The organism is Kingella potus (assembly GCF_900451175.1).
GTDB classification, from domain to species: Bacteria; Pseudomonadota; Gammaproteobacteria; order Burkholderiales; family Neisseriaceae; genus Neisseria; species Neisseria potus.
The window spans coordinates 1,077,755-1,095,738 of record NZ_UGJJ01000001.1; the positions used below are offsets into that span (position 1 = coordinate 1,077,755).

19 protein-coding genes are annotated in these 17,984 nt (G+C 57.7%); 11 read left to right on the top strand and 8 right to left on the bottom strand.

What is annotated here, in order from left to right:
* Positions 1 to 109 precede the first annotated feature (109 nt).
* The 6 genes from DYE40_RS04910 (at position 110) to DYE40_RS13100 (ending at position 4,216) form a co-directional block, all read left to right on the top strand.
* Entirely contained in the window at positions 110 to 649 is a 540-nt protein-coding gene (locus tag DYE40_RS04910) for an NUDIX hydrolase (protein ID WP_115307985.1), read from the top strand.
* 147 nt (positions 650 to 796) lie between these two features.
* The gene (locus DYE40_RS04915; protein ID WP_115307986.1) at positions 797 to 1,453 is read left to right on the top strand and encodes a protein-L-isoaspartate O-methyltransferase family protein; all 657 of its coding nucleotides are present in this window, start codon (positions 797 to 799) and stop codon (positions 1,451 to 1,453) included.
* 184 nt (positions 1,454 to 1,637) lie between these two features.
* Positions 1,638 to 1,961 (top strand): rhodanese-like domain-containing protein, encoded by a 324-nt coding sequence (locus DYE40_RS04920; RefSeq protein ID WP_115307987.1) that lies wholly within the window; start codon positions 1,638 to 1,640, stop codon positions 1,959 to 1,961.
* A gap of 260 nt (positions 1,962 to 2,221) precedes the next feature.
* On the top strand, positions 2,222 to 3,085 hold the full coding sequence (locus tag DYE40_RS04925; RefSeq protein ID WP_115307988.1) for a YoaK family protein: 864 nt from the start codon (positions 2,222 to 2,224) through the stop codon (positions 3,083 to 3,085).
* Between the two features lie 70 nt (positions 3,086 to 3,155).
* Positions 3,156 to 3,836, top strand: coding sequence for a YiaD family glycine zipper/OmpA-like lipoprotein (locus tag DYE40_RS04930; protein WP_115307989.1), 681 nt, complete (start codon positions 3,156 to 3,158; stop codon positions 3,834 to 3,836).
* Between the two features lie 245 nt (positions 3,837 to 4,081).
* A complete protein-coding gene (locus DYE40_RS13100; RefSeq protein ID WP_281270648.1) occupies positions 4,082 to 4,216 on the top strand; it encodes a hypothetical protein in 135 nt (44 codons plus the stop codon).
* Positions 4,217 to 4,480: 264 nt separating this feature from the next.
* On the opposite strand, the gene DYE40_RS04935 is transcribed toward DYE40_RS13100, so the two are convergent.
* From DYE40_RS04935 to DYE40_RS04940, 3 genes are all read right to left on the bottom strand, one after another.
* The gene (locus tag DYE40_RS04935) at positions 4,481 to 6,136 is read right to left on the bottom strand and encodes a vWA domain-containing protein (RefSeq protein ID WP_244732136.1); all 1,656 of its coding nucleotides are present in this window, start codon (positions 6,134 to 6,136) and stop codon (positions 4,481 to 4,483) included.
* A 404-nt stretch (positions 6,137 to 6,540) separates the two neighbouring features.
* The gene (locus tag DYE40_RS12910; RefSeq protein WP_244732138.1) at positions 6,541 to 6,684 is read right to left on the bottom strand and encodes a hypothetical protein; all 144 of its coding nucleotides are present in this window, start codon (positions 6,682 to 6,684) and stop codon (positions 6,541 to 6,543) included.
* Entirely contained in the window at positions 6,681 to 6,950 is a 270-nt protein-coding gene (locus DYE40_RS04940) for a helix-turn-helix domain-containing protein (protein ID WP_244732140.1), read from the bottom strand. Before DYE40_RS04940 ends, DYE40_RS12910 begins: the two co-directional genes overlap by 4 nt.
* Before the next feature lie 154 nt (positions 6,951 to 7,104).
* On the opposite strand from DYE40_RS04940, the gene DYE40_RS04945 reads away from it, so the two are divergent.
* Both DYE40_RS04945 and DYE40_RS04950 read left to right on the top strand, forming a co-directional pair.
* The gene (locus DYE40_RS04945; protein WP_115307990.1) at positions 7,105 to 7,734 is read left to right on the top strand and encodes a hypothetical protein; all 630 of its coding nucleotides are present in this window, start codon (positions 7,105 to 7,107) and stop codon (positions 7,732 to 7,734) included.
* Positions 7,735 to 7,819: 85 nt separating this feature from the next.
* Positions 7,820 to 8,467, top strand: coding sequence for an SH3 domain-containing protein (locus DYE40_RS04950; protein WP_172461213.1), 648 nt, complete (start codon positions 7,820 to 7,822; stop codon positions 8,465 to 8,467).
* A 257-nt stretch (positions 8,468 to 8,724) separates the two neighbouring features.
* Here the strand turns inward: DYE40_RS04950 and cysS are convergent, their stop codons facing one another.
* The 3 genes from cysS to purD all read right to left on the bottom strand — a co-directional run bounded on the left by cysS (position 8,725) and on the right by purD (position 13,041).
* A complete protein-coding gene (gene cysS, locus DYE40_RS04955; RefSeq protein ID WP_115307992.1) occupies positions 8,725 to 10,146 on the bottom strand; it encodes a cysteine--tRNA ligase in 1,422 nt (473 codons plus the stop codon).
* Positions 10,147 to 10,495: 349 nt separating this feature from the next.
* Positions 10,496 to 11,644, bottom strand: a complete 1,149-nt coding sequence (gene obgE / locus DYE40_RS04960; protein ID WP_115307993.1) for a GTPase ObgE — start codon at positions 11,642 to 11,644, stop codon at positions 10,496 to 10,498.
* Between the two features lie 128 nt (positions 11,645 to 11,772).
* Complete coding sequence (purD, locus tag DYE40_RS04965) at positions 11,773 to 13,041, bottom strand: phosphoribosylamine--glycine ligase (protein ID WP_115307994.1); 1,269 nt, start codon at positions 13,039 to 13,041, stop codon at positions 11,773 to 11,775.
* Positions 13,042 to 13,179: 138 nt separating this feature from the next.
* On the opposite strand from purD, the gene lptB reads away from it, so the two are divergent.
* From lptB to hpf, 3 genes are read left to right on the top strand one after another with little or no spacing between them, the layout of a single operon-like run.
* Positions 13,180 to 13,914 (top strand): LPS export ABC transporter ATP-binding protein, encoded by a 735-nt coding sequence (gene lptB, locus DYE40_RS04970; protein ID WP_115307995.1) that lies wholly within the window; start codon positions 13,180 to 13,182, stop codon positions 13,912 to 13,914.
* Positions 13,915 to 13,940: 26 nt separating this feature from the next.
* Entirely contained in the window at positions 13,941 to 15,293 is a 1,353-nt protein-coding gene (rpoN, locus tag DYE40_RS04975; RefSeq protein ID WP_115307996.1) for an RNA polymerase factor sigma-54, read from the top strand.
* A 57-nt stretch (positions 15,294 to 15,350) separates the two neighbouring features.
* Positions 15,351 to 15,707 carry a ribosome hibernation-promoting factor, HPF/YfiA family gene (gene hpf, locus DYE40_RS04980; protein WP_115307997.1) on the top strand — a complete coding sequence of 119 codons (357 nt, stop codon included), beginning with the start codon at positions 15,351 to 15,353 and terminating at the stop codon, positions 15,705 to 15,707.
* Between the two features lie 186 nt (positions 15,708 to 15,893).
* Here the strand turns inward: hpf and DYE40_RS04985 are convergent, their stop codons facing one another.
* Positions 15,894 to 16,562, bottom strand: coding sequence for a hypothetical protein (locus DYE40_RS04985; protein WP_147286586.1), 669 nt, complete (start codon positions 16,560 to 16,562; stop codon positions 15,894 to 15,896).
* Between the two features lie 342 nt (positions 16,563 to 16,904).
* A complete protein-coding gene (locus DYE40_RS04990; protein WP_115307999.1) occupies positions 16,905 to 17,762 on the bottom strand; it encodes an SPFH domain-containing protein in 858 nt (285 codons plus the stop codon).
* Positions 17,763 to 17,984: the final 222 nt, after the last annotated feature.

A 17,984-nucleotide genomic window follows, 5' to 3' on the forward strand; every position in this document is an offset into this window, starting at 1 on the left:
GTGCCGCTCCGAAGCGGCAAATACAGAGCAGGCGCGCCGCCGCCGTGTTTTAACTTCGTTGAAGCTGCACTTTCAGACGGCCTCCACCACGCAAACCAGGACAAGCGATATGAACCTCACCGAAACCCAAATCAGCAGCGAGCCGATTTACGACGGCACATTCGTTACCATCGCCCGCGACAAAGTGCGCCTGCCCAACGGCAACGAAGGACAGCGCGTCGTCATCCGCCATCCCGGTGCGGCCTGCATCCTCGCCGAAACCGACGACGGCAGAATCGTTTTCGTGCGCCAATGGCGTTACGCCCTCGGGCAGCCCCTGCTCGAACTGCCCGCAGGCAAACTCGATGCAGGCGAAGACCCGGCCGCCTGCGCCCTGCGCGAACTGTCGGAAGAAACCCCCTATGCCGCCGAAGGCGCGGAGCTGGTGGCCACTTTCTTTACCGCACCGGGTTTCTGCGATGAAAAAATGTATCTCTACCGTGCGGTCAATGTCAGCAAAACCAGCACATTGCAGCCGGATCAGGACGAATTTGTCGAAACCGTGCTGCTCACCCGCGAAGAAGCCGCCGCCGCCGTGCGCAACAACGAAATCCAAGACGGCAAAACCCTTATCGGCCTGCAACACTGGCTTTTGTCGCAGGCCGTCTGAACGCGGCGCGGCACGGCAAAAGGCCGTCTGAAAACAGATGCGGCGCAGTCCGCCCCGTTTTCAGACGGCCTTTTCTGTAAAAACCGCCGCACAGCCTTTATAATCCGCGCCGTTTCCCGCTTATAAAAAACACACCGGAGTACAAACATGGACTTTGCCAAAGCACGATTCAATATGGTCGAACAACAAATCCGCCCGTGGGAGGTGCTCAACTTCGACCTCCTCGACGCGCTGCAAGAAATCCCGCGCGAAGCCTTTGTCGGCGAAAGCCAAAAAAGCTACGCCTATGCCGACATCAGCCTGCCGCTGCCCAACGGCTGCGTGATGCTCGAACCGAAAACCGTCGCCCGCCTCGTGCAGGGCCTTGCCCTGAAAAAAACCGACAAAGTGCTGGAAATCGGCACGGGATCGGGATACGCCACCGCCGTTCTCGCCAAACTCGCGGGCGAAGTCGTAACCGTAGACATCGACCCGGAACAACAGGCGCACGCCAAAGCCGTGTTGGACGGGCTGGGCTTCGACAACATCGCCTACGCGCAAGGCGACGGCCTCGCCACCAAAAACGCCGCCGCCCCTTTCGACGCGGTGTATGTCGGCGGCGCGGTAAAAGAAATTCCCGAAATACTCAAACAGCAGCTCGAAGAAGGCGGGCGGCTTGTTGCCGTGGCCGGCGGACACCCCGTACAACGCGCCCTCCTGCTCACCCTGCGGGACGGCAAATTTGCGGAAAAAACCCTGTTCGACACGCTGATTCCCTATCTCGACGGCAAAACCGCCGATCCGTTTCAAGGCTTCGATTTTTAAAACCAAGCCGTTTTCAGACGGCCGCAAAGGCCGTCTGAAAACACAGCCCGCATGGTGCGCGGCCTTGGCGGCGTGCAATTCCGTGCAGAGCAAAGCACGGCAAATCCGCCCATACCGACGGGTTTGCGCCCGAATATACCCAAGTATGCCCGGCATACCGCTTTGAGAGGCCGTCTGAAAAAACATGACCGACATTATCCGCATCACGGCGCACGAGCTGGAAAACCTGCTTGCGCAACAGCCCGACACCCTGCTGTTGGACGTGCGCGAACCCGAAGAAACCGCCCTCTGCGCCCTGCCGGGAAGCGTCAGCATCCCGATGGGCGAACTGGCGGCGCGGCACAACGAGCTGCCCGACGGCTGCCCCATCGTTGTGTATTGCGCCCACGGCATCCGCAGCCAATACTGCGCCCTTTTCCTTGCCGATGCGGGCTTTTCGCCGCTCTATAACCTCACGGGCGGCATCGACGCATGGATGCGGGACACGGGTACAGTGCCGCGCGCTTGAAGCTGCGAACACTGCAGAGGCCGTCTGAAAACACTTTTTCAGACGGCCTCTGTGTCTGTTTTGCCCGCGCCTGTCTGATACGGCGGGCAAAAAACTGCGGTTTTGCCGCTCCTTCGCCCGAAGGGGCGGATTTTCCCGGGCATCAAAACCCATACCGGAAAAATCCGTCCGTATTGCCCGCGCAGCCTGCGTGCCGGTATCTTTTCTGTTTTGTTCCGCTATACAATCGCCCTTTCTCCGACCACCCCGACCGTGCCGACATGGAACCGCCGCTGCAACCGAAAAAAAACGTCTACCGCCTCTACAAGCCCCATGCCCGGCCGTTCTGGCAGGCCGACAAACCCTATCTGCACGACTGCGGGATTACCGACGGCCGCTTCCGCGCCCTCGGCTACATCATGTCTTTTCTGGCCGGAGCCATCAACGCCGGCGGCTTCTTTGCCGTACAACGCTACACCTCGCACGTTACCGGCGCGATGTCGGGCGCGGCCGACGCACTCTTTCTCGGCGACTGGGAAGGCGCACTCGTCCCCGTTGCCGTCGTTACCGCCTTCCTGCTCGGCGCGGCGCATTCCAACTGGACGATACTGTGGGCCAAACGCCACCGTTTCCGCAGCGGCTACGGCCTGTCCATGTGGCTCGAAAGCCTCTACCTGCTGGTGTTCGGCCTCCTCGGCGTGGCACTTTCCCACTACGGAAAAATCCTCGTTCCGCCCACCGTCCTGCTGCTCTGTTTCATCATGGGAATGCACAACACCGTGCTGACCGTCCTCTCCGGCAGCGTCATCCGCTCCACCCACATGACCGGCACCGTAACCGATCTGGGCATCGAGCTGTCCAAAGTCCTCTACTACCGCCGCAGCGACAACCCGCGCCTGCCCGACGTAAGCGTCAACAAGCCCAAAATGCGCCTGCTGCTTACCCTGCTGGCCTCCTTTTCCTGCGGCGGCCTCGTCGGCGCATGGGGCTACCACCGCCTCGGCTACCACTTCACCCTGCCGGTTTCCGCCCTGCTGTTCCTATTCGGCATCGGATCGGTCGGCTACGATGTCCGGCTGCGCTGGCGCATCTACTGGCGGCACAAAAAACAGCTAAGCGGCAAAGGCGGCGTAATATCAAGTTAAGGCATTCCGCAAAGCCGCCGAGTCCGCTATATTTTGCGGCTTTCCCAACACATCCGCGAAAGGATTACCCATGAAACGTTCCAACACCCTCACCGCCGCCGCCGTCTCCTGCGCCCTTGCCCTCAGCGGCTGCATCACCTACGCCGACGGCACCCAGAAAGCCAGCAAAACCGCCATGTACGGACTCGGCGGCGCGGCAGCCTGCGGCATCATCGGCGCATTGAGCCACGGCAGCAAAGGCGCGCGCAACTCCGCCCTCGCCTGCGGCGCAATCGGCGCGGGCATCGGCGGCTACATGGACTACCAAGAGAAAAAACTGCGTGAAAACCTCGCCAACACCGGCGTGGACGTACAGCGCAGCGGCGACCAAATCAAACTCGTCATGCCCGAAAACGTAACCTTCCCCACCAACAGCGCCACCCTCAGCACCAATGCGCAAAACGCCCTTGCCGCCGCCGCGCAAACCCTGACCCAATACCCCGACACCACCCTCACCATCAACGGCCACACCGACAACACCGGCTCCGATGCGATTAACGATCCCCTGTCGCAACGCCGCGCCCAGTCCGTCGCCTCCTACCTGCAATCGAGGGGCGTAAACGGCAGCCGCCTGGCCATCTACGGCCACGGCTCGCGCCAGCCCGTTGCCAGCAATGCCACCGCCGAAGGCCGCGCGCAAAACCGCCGCGTCGAAATCCTGATCAATCCCGACCAGAACGCCGTCCGCGCCGCCCAGCAGCAGCTGCGTTAAGCCGTACGGAAGATAAAAAAGAGAGGCCGTCTGAAAACCTGTTTTAAGGTTTTCAGACGGCCTCTTGCCGTTACGCGGCAAAGACCGCGTGCGTGGCCGAGCCGCACCCTGCCTGAACGGTAAAGGTTGTCTGAAAAAACGGATTGCAAATTTTCAGACGGCTTTTTCTGTTTATCCTGCCGAATCCCGCGTAGGGTGTGTCGCCCCGAGGCGACGCACGCGCTCCCCCGCCGCAGTAAAAGGCTGTGAAATCTCCGCAACCGCGTGCGTGGCAGAGCCACACACCCTACCTTAGAGGCCGTCTGAAAACGGCAAACGGGATTGCGAGCAGCCGAATCCGTGTTTTAACTTCGTTGAAGCTGCGCTTTCAGACGGCCTGAACTCCCTCTCCCGCCTGCGGGGTAGGGAGCGGGTTTGCGGCGGATTTATCGGTTTCCAAACGTCCTTTCCGTTTTCCACGCCGAATCCCGTGTAGGGTGTGTCGATCAGCGACGCACGCGGTCTTTGCGGATTGACGGTTTCGCGGATTGGTCGGAAAGCTGCCTGTGAAATAAAAAACGCGTGCGTCGCCTCAGGGCGACACACGCTATTGTTGTCAGAGGCCGTCTGAAAAGCGGAATCTGTTTTCAGACGGCCTCTCTTTGTTACCTGCCGCTTTTTTCCGGCTGTTTTGTGCTGAGGCTTTTGGCGGTTTCCACCAGCTCGGCAAATTCTGCCAGCAGGCCGTAGGGGTCTTTGGCGCGGGTGCCGGCGGCCATTTTGCCGATGGCGTTCCAATCCAGGCTGCCGTTGTATTCGCCGCCGCGAAGCTGTTGGGCGTAGGAGGCGGCGGCCAGGGCGAGGCGGGTGTCGGCATCGGCCTGCGCCAGGGGGATGCTGTGCGCGGCTACGGGCTGCTCGATCAGCTTGCTTTGGCTTTGGCCGGGGAGTTTGTAGCGGATTTTGACGTAGGCGTATTCGTTTTTGCCGCCTGCGGGGGAGGGGGTTTTGTTGTAGCGTGAGTCGGCCAGCCAGCCTTTTGTGCCTTGCGGGATGATTTCGTAAAGGGCGGTTACGCTGTGGCCGGAGCCGATGTCGCCTGCGTCTACTTTGTCGTTGGCGAAGTCTTCGTTGCGCAGGGTGCGGTTGGTATAGCCGACGAGGCGGTATTCTTTGACGGCGGCGGGGTTGAATTCGACTTGGATTTTGACATCTTGGGCAACGGTGGCAAGGGTGGAGCTGAGCTGGCGGTCGAGGACTTTTTGGGCTTCTTTTTCGGTGTCGATGTAGCTGTAGTTGCCGTCGCCCGCATCGGCGATTTGTTCCATCATGGCTTCGTTGTAGTTGCCGGTGCCGTAGCCGAAGGTGCTGAGGGAAATGCCGCTTTTGCGTTTTTCGGCCACGAGGGATTTGAGGGCTTCGGTGTCGCTGATGCCGACGTTGAAATCGCCGTCGGTGGCCAGCAGGATGCGGTTGATGCCGTTTTTGACATAGGCTTTTTCCGCCTGTTCGTAGGCTGTGCGGATGGCGCGTTCGCCCGAGGTGGAGCCGCCGGCTTCAAGGGCGTTGACGGCGCGCAGGATGGTGTCTTTGTCTTTGCCGGAGGTGGGCGGCAGGACGGTTTTTTCGCCGGCGGCATAGGTGATGAGGCTTACTTTGTCCTGCGCTCGGAGCTGCTTGGTGAGGATGCGCAGGGTTTTTTTGACGAGGGGGAGTTTGTCGGGCGCGTTCATGCTGCCGGAAACATCGACGAGGAAGACAAGGTTGGCGGGGGGCAGGTCTTTTTTCGCCAAATCTTGCGCCTGAATGCCGATTTTGATGAGTTTGGCTCCGTTCTGCCACGGGGAATCGACGGCTTGGGTGTGGACGGCGAAGGGGCGGCCGTCTTGCGGCAGGGGGTAGGAATAGGGGAAGTAATTGACGATTTCTTCGATGCGCACGGCATCTTTGGGCGGCAGGCGGCCGTTGTTCAAAAAGCGGCGCACGTTGGCATAGCTGCCGGTGTCCACGTCAATGGAGAAGGTGGAGACGGGGTCTTGGGCAACGGCTTTGACGGGGTTTTCCGGCTGTTTCTGGTAGCGTTCGGTGTCGGCATTCGGGAGGCGGGCTTCGGCAGCGTATGCTATGGAGGGGGCGGCGGCATACAAAACGGCCCGGTTGGCAGCGGGGCGGATTTTGGCGGAGGATTGCAGGTCGAGGAGGTCTTTGGTGCCGATGTTGTGCATGGCGCGGCTGTCGGGACGGGCGGGGGTGCCGCAGGCGGCAAGGGCGGCGAGGACGGCGAGGCCCAGGGCGTTGGCGGCAAGGGTGCGGACGGTCATTGCGGGATTCCTTGTTGGTTGTGAAAAGCGGATATGGTAGGACAAAATAAAAAAGATGCAAGGCCGCAGAGGGTTCGGGCAGTATGGTAAGGCCGCAGTTTTGATCTTGTTCCGCTATAAAACGGCGTGGAAAACGGAAAAGGCCGTCTGAAAAAGTTTTCAGACGGCCTTTTCCGTTTGTCTTGCCGAATCCTGCGTAGCGTGTGCCGCGCAGCGAAGCAAGCGGATTTTTGGCTTCACGGATTGGTCGGAAAGGTTGCCTGTAAAACAAAGAACGCGTGCGTGGCTTACGCCACACACCCTACACAAATCCTGCGCAGGGTGTGTCTCCTCAGGCGGCGCACGCGTTCCATACATCAGGGCCGAGGCCGTCTGAAAAGGTTTTCAGACGGCCTCTTTATTGTTCAGCCCTGCTTTTGCAGGAGTGCGTTCAGGGCTTTGAGGGCGGCGGTTTCGCTGTCTTTCTGCGCCAGCAGCTGATCTTTGGCGGCCAGCATTTCCTGCGCGTGTTGCAGGGAGAGCTTCAGCTTCTCGATTTCCGCCGTCATGCTTTCCGCATTGGCGAGTAGTTGGTGTGGTTGCCGCTGTTTGTCCCGATTAGCAGCACCATGCCCCGGTCTTCCCGTGTAACCAGTTCCGCCACGTCGATTTTGAAGATGGCCGCCAGCTTTTCCAGCTTGGCCAGATCCAGTTTGCTTTCGTCCCGTTCCAGCCGCGAATAGCTGCTTTTGGAAATGTTCATCCGCTCGGCCATCTCTTCCTGCGACCAGTTGTTCAGCTCGCGCAGGGCGCGGATTTTGTCGTTGACGGCCATTTTTCCTCCTTGTTGCACGGCGCGGGACTGTTGTTCGGAATTCGGTTGGAAAAACCGTTTTTTGAAATTGAAAACGGAATTTGCCGCAGATAGTATTCCGCTTTCGTTTTCTTAGCAAATACCTTGCTTTTATTTACATTTACGGAGGCAGACAATGAATCTGAAACAATGCGCCGCCGTGCTGGCGGCCGCCGCGCTCATGGCGGCAAACGCTGCGCAGGCAGCACCGACGGTGGGGGAGAAAAAACAGGCGGCAATGGCGGCGGTGAAAGCGGCGAAAAGGCAAGCCTGCGATGCCGGATTTGAAAAAATCATGGTGCAGTCAGAATCGCCGCAGCCGGTGTATCTGGTGCTGTGGTATACGGAATCCCCCAGTTATGACAAAGATCCCGATACCGGAGAAACCAGATGTTCGGGCGGTTCGGGATCGAGTTATTTCGGTCTGGCCAGAGTGGTGCAGACGGGCGGCCGCTTTACCGTTACCGACACAGACCTGTTTGACAAAATGCCCAAGGCGAACGGATTTAGTCCGTACCAAACTGTTGCAGACCAGCCCAAGGCATTGAACAACCGCTTCATCCAATCCATACAAGTTATCGGCGGCAACCGCATCAGGGTGGTAGCGGACAAACACGCTCCCGAGCGGGAAAATGATTTTCAGGGTAACAATTTTCCCACCCGCCGCTGGCAGCATGAAATCAGCGTGCCCGATATGAGGGTGCTGGATGCGAAGCTGGTGTGCAAGCTGGAATACGGCGACAGAGGTACCGTTTGCAAAAGATAGCCCTTTGGGGCCGTTTGAAAAGCCTGCGTATCCGTTTTCAGACGGCCTCTTTACCAATCCAAACACATTAAAAAGCGAGTTAACCATGAAAAACAACACATTGATTTCCCTTGCCGCCGCCTTGCTGCTGCTGGCGGGCTGCCCTTTGCAGAAAGGCGAAGACGAAACGAAAAAGGAGCTGGCCGCGCTGAAAGAGCAGCTGGCGCAGCAGCAGAAGCAGGAGGCCGAACGCGCCGAAAAGGCCAAGCAGGAAGAGCAGGCCGTCAAACAGCAGCAGCGCGAGGACGAAATCTACCGACGCGCACAGGAGGATATGGAGCTGCGGCGGGCGTTTGAAGAGGAAGAAGAGAAGCTGGCGAAGGAAGAGCAGGCCAAGCGGGAAGCGGAAAAAGCCAAGCAGGAGGCGGCTAAGAAAAAAAGCATCGAGAAGCTGACGCGCTATCAGGCGGTGGTGATCAGCGAATCGGGCTACGGCGCATTAAACCTGCGCGGCTCGCCTTCGACGCAGTCGGTGGTGGTTACCGAATTGCAGGACGGCACGGAGGTGCAGGTTATCGCCGAAACCGATGTCTGCCACAAAATCCGCTCGCACTACGGCTGCTGGGTAAAAGTGAAAACCCGCGAAGGCCTGACGGGCTATCTGATGAACGCCTATCTGCAAAAAACCAACGCGGCGGGATTCAGCCGCAGGCCGGAGAAAACGGCACCTGAAGAGGAACCCGTCGAGTTTTGACCGCCCGCGCGGTATGCGGCAGAGGCCGTCTGAAAAGCGTAAAAAACGGCTTTCAGACGGCCTCTGCCGTTTTCCAGCCGTTGTGCAAACTGTTGCTGCAACATCCCAAACCGCAAGCGTGGCCGCATCTCATACCCTGCTTAACAATCCCGCGTAGGGCGTGTCGCATCAGGCGACGCACGCGTTCCATACATCAAGGAAGAGGCCGTCTGAAAACATATCCTGTGTTTTCAGACGGCCTCTGTCGGTGTACGGGCTTAGCCGCGCCGCCAGCTTGTGCCGCCTGCGCCGTCTTCCAAAATGATTTTGTGTTCGTTGAGCAGGTCGCGGATGCGGTCGGACTCCGCCCAGTTTTTATCCGCACGGGCTTGCTTGCGTTGGGCGATGAGTGCTTCGACTTCTTCATTGGTGAGGCCGTCTGAAACCGTGCCGCCCTGCAAAAATCCGGTCGGTTCGCGTTGCAGCAGGCCGATGATGCCGCCGAGGGCTTTGAGGCAGCCGGCCAGTTCGGCGGATTGGGTTTTGTTCACTTCGCCTGCCAGCTCGAACAATACGGCCACGGCTTCGACCGTGCCGAAGTCGTCGTTCATCGCAGCGTAGAAGCGGCGGGTGTAGCCGTTGGCGTTTTCGTTTAAGGTAAACCCGGCCGGCGGCGTGTTTTTCAGCGCGGTATAAAGGCGGGTGAGTGCGCCTTTTGCGTCGTCAAGATGCGCGTCGGAATAGTTCAGCGGGCTGCGGTAGTGGGCGCGCAGGATGAAAAAGCGCACGACTTCGGGATCGTATTGTTTCAACACGTCGCGGATGGTGAAAAAGTTGCCCAGCGATTTGGACATTTTTTCGCCGTCCACACGGATAAAGCCGTTGTGCAGCCAGTATTTCACATGGCTGGCAACCGGTTTGCCGTGGTGGGTTTCCGCGTGGCCGTGGCCGCAGGTGTGTCCGCTTGCGCCGACGCTTTGGGCGATTTCGTTTTCGTGGTGGGGAAACTGCAAATCCGCGCCGCCGCCGTGGATGTCGAAGGTGTCGCCGAACAGTTTTCCGCTCATCGCCGAGCATTCGATATGCCAGCCGGGGCGGCCTTGCCCCCACGGGCTGCTCCACGCCGGTTCGCCCGCTTTGGCGGCTTTCCACAGCACGAAATCGAGCGGATCGCGTTTGAAGCCGTCCACTTCCACGCGCTCGCCCGCGCGCAAATCATCCGGCGATTTGCCCGAAAGCTGGCCGTAGGCGGCAAATTCGCGCACGGCGTAATATACGTCGCCGTTGGCGGCCGGATAGGCTTTGCCGCGTGCAATCAGGCTTTCAATCATCGCAATCATCCCGGCGATGTTTTCGGTGGCCTTGGGTTCGAAATCGGGGCGCAACACGCCCAGTGCGTCGGCATCTTCGTGCATGGCGGCAATGAAGCGGGTGGTGAGTTCGCCTATGGTTTCGCCGTTTTCGGCGGCGCGGGCGATGATTTTGTCGTCGATGTCGGTGATGTTGCGCACATAGGTGAGCGGATAGCCGCACTCGCGCAGCCAGCGGGCAATCATGTCGAACACCACCATCACGCGGGCATGTCCGAGATGACAGTAGTCGTAAACCGTCATGCCGCAAACATACATGCGTACGTTTTCGGGGTCGATGGGGGAAAAGGCTTCTTTTTGGCGGGTAAGGGTGTTGTAGAGGTTTAGCATGGGTTTTGTATTAATCGTGTAGTTGTCGCGTTGATTTGACGGGTAAAACCAATAATGTATCGTTTTGTATGTCGAAAATCCGATATTTGCCGCATATCGGAAACGGCTTGCGGATGTTTTGAATCAGGCAGGGTTTGCCCATATGCGGATTGTCGGTGCAATGCCGTACAGCCTGTCAAACCCGCCCAAATATTTTGCGGCACTCTGTCTGCTTGAAAACTCGGCGATTTGGCCTTAACACAGCCGCCAAATGGCCGGGATTGAGTTCCATCTGTGCAAGCATGGCTTTCTCTTTGGTTTCGGCAAAGGCCGTCTGAATGCGGCCGCCGTTTCAGACGGCCTTTGCCATTCACTCAGCCTTCAACACCGAAGTATCCGTTTGCGGCTGCGCGGCGGCGATGGCGGCTTGCGCTTTTTCGGCCGCTTCGGCCTCGGCGGCGAGGCGTTTTTTCTCGATGAGGTACTGGCCGATTTGGTGTACCAGGTTTTGCGTGCCCTGGTGGGTTAACGCGCTGATTTTGAAGAGGCGCGGGGTGGCCATGTCGAAACCGAAACGGTCGTCGGGCGCGGGGTAGTCCCAGCCGATGGCGTTGAGAAACGCGGCGGCGCGGGTTTGGGCTTCTTCTTCGCTCAACATGTCGAGTTTGTTGAGTACCAGCCAGCGCGGTTTGTCGAACAGCTCTTCATCGTATTTGCGCAATTCGTGGATGATGGCGAGGGCTTCGGCGGCGGGGTCGGTTTCTTCGTCAAAGGGGGCGAGATCGACCACGTGCAGCAAAAGGCCGGTGCGCGACAAATGTTTGAGAAAGCGGTGTCCCAAGCCTGCGCCTTCGGCCGCACCTTCAATCAGGCCGGGGATGTCGGCCATCACGAAGCTGTGGTTTTCGTCGATGCGTACTACGCCGAGATTGGGGTGCAGCGTGGTAAAGGGGTAGTCGGCGATTTTGGGACGCGCGGCGGATACGGCGGCAATCAGGGTGGATTTGCCGGCGTTGGGCATACCCAAGAGGCCGACATCGGCCAGGACTTTGAGTTCGAGCATCAGCGAGCGGACTTCGCCTTCTTCGCCGGGTGTGGACTGCTTGGGGGCGCGGTTGACCGAGGATTTGAAGTGGATGTTGCCCAAGCCGCCTTTGCCGCCTCGGGCGAGACAGACGCGCTGGCCGTGGTGGGTGAGGTCGGCAACAACGTCGTTGGTGTCGAGGTCGCGGATAAGCGTGCCTACGGGCATTTTGAGCACGATGTCGTCTGCACCTGCGCCGTAGCGGTCGGAGCCGTGGCCTTTTTCGCCGTTTTTGGCCTGATAGCGTTTGACGAAGCGGTATTCGACGAGGGTGTTGGTGTTTTCGTCGGCTTCGGCGTAAACGCTGCCGCCGCGTCCGCCGTCGCCGCCGTCGGGGCCGCCGCGCGGTACGAATTTTTCGCGGCGGAAACTGGTTGCGCCGTTGCCGCCGCGCCCTGCGGCCACTTCGATTTTTGCTTCGTCGATGAATTTCATGTTTCGGTTTGCCTATGTGTGTTTCAGACGGCCTTTTATGTTGCGGAGGCCGTCTGAAAAGGGTGGTTTTGCTTTGGCAGGCCGTCTGAAAGCTGTGTTGCGGCTTTTCAGACGGCCTCTCGGCGCATTCAGCGGTTGAGTGCTTTGGCGGCGATGTCTTTGCGGTATTGCATTCCGTCAAAGCGGATTTTTTCTACGGCGCGGTAGGCATTCTGCTGCGCCTGCTCCACGCTGTCGCCGAGGCCGACGACGCAGAGGACGCGCCCGCCGTTGGTAACGGTGCCGCTGCCGGAGAGGGCGGTGCCGGCGTGGAAGACTTTGGCGGTTTCGTTTGCTTCGTCTATGCCTTCGATAATATCGCGTTTGCGCGGGCTGTCGGGGTAGCCCGCAGCGGCGAGAACGACTCCGACAGCGGTTTGCGGATTCCACTGTGCTTCGGCTTCGTTCAGACGGCCTTCGATGGCTGCCTGCACGAGTGCGGCAAAGTCGCTGTCGAGACGGCTCATCACGGGCTGGGTTTCGGGATCGCCGAAGCGGCAGTTGAACTCGATGGTAAAGGGTGCGCCGTGTTCGTCTATCATCAGGCCGGCGTAGAGAAAGCCGGTAAACGGAATGCCGTCGGCCTTCATGCCGCGCACGGTGGGCAGAATGATTTCGTCCATCACGCGCTGATGGACGGCGGGCGTTACCACGGGTGCGGGGCTGTATGCGCCCATGCCGCCGGTGTTGGGGCCGGCATCGCCGTCGAGCAGGCGTTTGTGGTCTTGGCTGGTGGCCATTGCCAACACGTTTTCGCCGTCGGACATCACGATAAAGCTGGCTTCTTCGCCTTGCAGAAAGTCTTCAACCACCACGCGTGCGCCTGCTTCGCCCATTTTGTTGCCCACGAGCATATCGTCAATTGCGGCGTGGGCTTCGTCTTCGTTCATGGCGACAATCACGCCTTTGCCGGCGGCCAGCCCGTCGGCCTTAATCACGATGGGTACGCCTTTTTCTTTGATATAGGCATGGGCTTCTTCTGCGTTTTCAAAGGTGCGGTATTCTGCGGTGGGGATGCCGTGCCGCTTCATAAAGGCTTTGGCGAAGTCTTTCGAGCTTTCGAGCTGTGCGGCGGCGCGGGTCGGGCCGAATATCGGCAGGCCGGCGGCGCGGAAGTCGTCCACAATGCCTGCCGCCAGCGGTGCTTCGGGGCCGACCAGCGTGAAGGCGATTTTCTCGGCGCGGCAGAACGCAATCAGCCCGGTGTGGGCCGATAGCGGCAGGTTGCGCAGCTTGGGTTCGACGGCCGTTCCCGCATTGCCGGGCGCGACGAAAACGGTTTCTACCTCGGGAGACTGCGCCAGCTTCCATGCCAGCGCGTGTTCGCGGCCGCCGCCGCCGATAACGAGCAGTTTCATGTTGCAACATCCTTGAAAACGGGAGGAGCGGATGATTATAGCCCATTTGGGCGAGGCCGTCTGAAAAGCCGCCGCAGGTTTTCAGACGGCCTGAAAACACAGTACAATAAAGACATATCGATAAAAAACGTACCGAATATGCCAGCAAACGCCAGCCGCCTGATTGCGCGGAACCTGCAAAAATCCTTCAAAAAAAGACAAGTCGTCAAAGATTTTTCCCTCGACATCGAAAGTGGCGAAGTCGTCGGCCTGCTCGGCCCGAACGGTGCAGGCAAAACCACCAGCTTTTATATGATAGTCGGCCTGATTGCCGCCGACGCGGGCAGCATTACCCTTGACGGGCGGGAGCTGCGCCACCTGCCGATACACGAACGGGCGCGGCTGGGCGTGGGCTACCTGCCGCAGGAAGCCTCGATTTTCCGCAAAATGACCGTGGAACAGAACATCCGCGCCATCCTCGAAATCGGTATGAAAGACAAAAGCCGCATCGACGCGGAACTCGAACGCCTGCTTGCCGACCTCAATATCGGCCACCTGCGCCGCAGTCCCGCTCCCGCGCTATCCGGCGGCGAGCGGCGGCGTGTCGAAATCGCCCGCGTGCTGGCGATGCAGCCGCGCTTCATCCTTTTGGACGAACCCTTTGCCGGCGTGGATCCGATTGCCGTGATCGACATCCAGAAAATCATCGGTTTTCTGAAAGAGCGCGGCATCGGCGTGCTGATTACCGACCACAACGTACGCGAAACCCTGCGCATCTGCGACCGGGCATTCATCATCAGCGACGGAGCGGTGCTGGCCACCGGCCGCCCCGAAGAGCTTGTTGGAAACGAACAGGTACGCGCCGTTTATCTCGGCGAAAACTTCAACTATTAAAAACACTCAAAACATAAAAACACATTATGAGCGGACAATCCTTCCATCTCAAACTCAAACAAACGCAGCAGCTAAACCAGGGCTTGCAGCAGTCGCTGCGCGTTTTGCAGATGTCCGGCATCGAGCTGGAACGCGAAGTGGACGACTGGTTGCAGGACAACCCGCTGCTCGAGCGGCGCGAGCCTGCCGACGACGGCGTACTCGAACCCGCCCGTCTTTCCGCCGCCGTGTCCTCGCGTAACCAAATCGGCGGCGACGAAGCCGAAGACGTATGGGCCACCATCGCCGAAGAAGAAGATTTCAACCGCTATCTGCACAACCAAGTCTGCGAACACCCCCTCAGCGACGAAGAAGCCGCCCGCATCCACATCCTGATTGATTTCCTCGACGACCAGGGCTACCTGACCGACAGCATGGAGGAAATCATCGACCACACACCGCTCGAATGGATGCTGGACGAAGACGATATGCACGACGCGCTGGAAAAGCTGCAAAGTTTCGATCCCCCGGGTGTAGGCGCGGCCGACCTGCGCGAATCCCTCCTCATCCAGCTCCAACGCCTGCCGGCAAGCGCCGAACGCCGCTGCGCCGGCAAAATCGTCAACCGCTTTCTCGACGAACTCAACCGCAGCAGCAGGCGCAACATCGCCAAATTCAAAAAAGAGCTGCCCGACTATCCCTCCGACACCATCGAAGCCGCCCTCGACCTCATCACCACCCTCAATCCCTATCCCGCCTACGGCTTCGCCTCTGCCGAACCCACATCCTTTGTCCAGCCCGACGTATTCGTACGCGAAGGCGAACACGGCTGGGAAGTGTCCGGCAACGAACACGCCTGGCCCAGCCTCGTCCTCAACTCCGAGCTGGCCGACGCACTCAAAGAAGACGGCATCGACGAGGTGTGGCGCGAAAAAATCCAGGAAGCCCGCCAGAAAATCGACAGCCTCGAACTGCGCAAAAACACCGTTTCCCGCCTGGCCGAATACATTGTCGCCAAACAGGAAGACTTTTTCGATTTCGGCGAAATCGGCCTGACCCCCATGCTGATGAAAGATGCCGCCGCCGCCCTCGGGCTGGCCGAAAGCACCGTTTCCCGCGCCGCCGGCAACAAATACCTCGCTTGCCCGCGCGGCCTGTTTCCGCTACGCTATTTCTTCACCCAAGCCGTCAACAGCGGCGAAGGGCAGGAAGGCAACAGCCAAACCGCCGTCAAAGCCGTGCTGGCCCAACTGATCGAAAACGAAGACAAAGCCGCCCCGCATTCCGATGAAGCCCTTGCCGCCCTGCTCAAGCTGCAAGGCATAGACATTGCCCGCCGCACCGTCGCCAAATACCGCGAAGCCCTCGGCCTGCCGCCGGCCCATCAGCGCAAAATATAGTTTTCATGCCGTCTGAAAACGGTTTTCAGACGGCCAACCCACCGAAGGAGTAAAACTATGAATCTGAAAATCACCGGTTTGAATTTTGATGTAACCGAAGCCGTCAGGGAACACGTCGCCCTCAAACTCGAGCGCATCAGCCGCCACGCGGGCAACCTGATTTCCGTAACCGTTACCCTTTCGCTGGACAAACCCGAGCACAAGGCCGAAGCCGATGCCCACCTGTCGGGCAAAAACGTGCATGTCGAAGCCGTTGAAAGCGAAAATATGTATGCCGCAATCGACGTGATGATGGACAAGCTCGACCGCGCCCTGATCAAACACAAAGAGAAAAGCAACAATGTGCGCGGCGCGGGCAAACCCGCCGTTGCGGAAGCGGAAGCGGAAGGCGGAGATGAAGATGCCGGAGCATAAAGCCGCCGCGTTTCCGCAGTCTTAAAACACAGCCAACAGGCCGTCTGAAAACAGTTTTTCAGACGGCCTGTTGGCATTTTCAAGTTTGGACTTTTGCAACTCTTGGAAGAATTGGCTCGAAATCCGTTATTTCCGCGCAGGTGGGAATAGCGGCGGATAAATCATCTGTTTCGTGGGTTTGGTAACTCAACTTGCTTGGTTATTAATTTTAATGATAAGAATAAGAAAAACAAAAAAATAAAAGGTAGCAACAACAAAAATAAGCAAACAAAAATAGTATACGTTTTTTCTTCCCTGGTAAGAAGATTTGATATTTTCATATGAATTTTGAAATATAACATTATCCCCTATTACTATTTTACTAATAATCCCCCTTTGCGGATCAGGCGGATCTTTTTTAATTAACGCAATAAACTCAACATTAACATTACTTGAGAATCTAGAAACTTGGTTGGCTTCACAAAAGTGCGTAAGCCCCAGACAACTAGATTGAAATTGCGGAGATTTTATATTATCAACGTAGATAAATAAATTCCTTCCAGATTTCTTTGATCCCGTATATGTAGATTCGAGTTTCGTTACCCCAACAACCTTAATTACCTCCGGATGAATAACTTCTTCCGTTTTCATTGCATAAAAAGATAACAACATTGAAATTATTGAAATAATTAAAAGAAGTATCAGATCCTCAAGATCCTGACCACCCCATATCTGATCAATCTTTCTATATACATACTTAATTAACATTACTATCTCCAGCAAGCGCAGTCTGTGTGTAGGGTGTGTGGCACAGCCACGCACGCGTTTTTCATTTTTACTGAAAATTTTAACCGCCGCGTGCGTGCCGTTTGGCACACACCCTGCTGTTTTTTGTTCAGGCCGTCTGAATTTTCGGCAAGCGTTGATGCCGTCTGAAACGTTGTTTGTATGCGTCCCGCCGCTTTTTTGACTAGCTGTTTTCCGTCATTCCCGCGCAGGCGGGAATTTTGTTTGGTTTTCGGCAGCGGTATTTTATCCCGCCATCCGATATGTTTCCGCCAAGATTTCCGCCTGCGCGGGAATGGCGGCGTTTAAGCAGGCACAGCTTGGAGCCTGCTCCAACAAAACCGTTAAACCATCTGCTTGGTGTCGGGTTTGCAAGCCGAGCCGCCGCACGGGCTTGGCAGCGGGCTAAGTCCGTCTGAAAAGGTGCGGACATCAATCTCCGCTCACGTTTAACACAGGCGAGGCGTTTTCTTCGGAGAGCAGCACCGTCATCATGCTGGTAACGAGCCTGGCTTTTTCGGGTTCGGTCATATTGACAATGCCGCGCCGTTCCAACTCTTCTACCGTGCCGGCCGCCATGCCAATCGCGCCGCGTACCAGCGTTTGCCGCGCCAAAATAACCGCTTCGGCCTGTTGGCGGCGCAACATGGCTTGGGCGATTTCGGGTGCGTAAGCCAAATGTGTAAAGCGTGTTTCATCAATGCTGATGCCTGCGATTTCCACCCTTTCCTGCACCATGCGGCGGAATTGTTCCAAAATTCTATCCGAATGCCCCGTCAGGCTCTCTGCCGCGCCATCGTTGGTATAAGGGTGGTGGGTTGCCAATACCCGCAGCGCGCCTTCGCTTTGCACCTGCAAAAAGTTGTGTGCGTTTTCCACATCCAGCACCGCAGCAGCGGGGTTGTCGATGTGGTACACAATGGCCGCCGCAATTTCAATGGGCGTGCCGGAGGCATCGTTTACTTTCAGCGTGGCGGTAACGTAGTTGCCTGTTTTGAGCGACACGCTGATCGTGTTGTAAAACGGAAGCAGCCAAAAAAAGCCCGATTGGGACAAAATCCCTGCGTATTGCCCGAACCGTGTGCCCACCAAAGCCGTATTCGGCTGCACCACGCGAAAGCGCGTAAAGCCATACAACACCAGGGGCAGCAGCAAAAAGCCCAATACTTTGCCGATGTTGCTGCCAAATACCAGTACTGTTGCAAACAAAAACAGCACCACCAAAATCACGGCGGCAGTAAAGCCGTTCAGGTGCGGCATTGTGTATTTGTGGCTGTTGGATTGCCCCATTGTGTTTTACTCCTTCAAAGTGCTTGGAAACAGGCTTGATTATTCCGTAGAAAATAATCGGTTTTTATAGAAAACACAGCTTGGATTCCGACCCGGCAAAACCGTTAAACCATCTGCTTCTGTCGGACTTGCCATCCAGGCTGCTGTGTGGTTGTCGGCAACAGTAGAGGCCGTCTGAAAACGGCAGCTTTGGTTTCAGTCCGACAAAACCGCTGCTGTTTT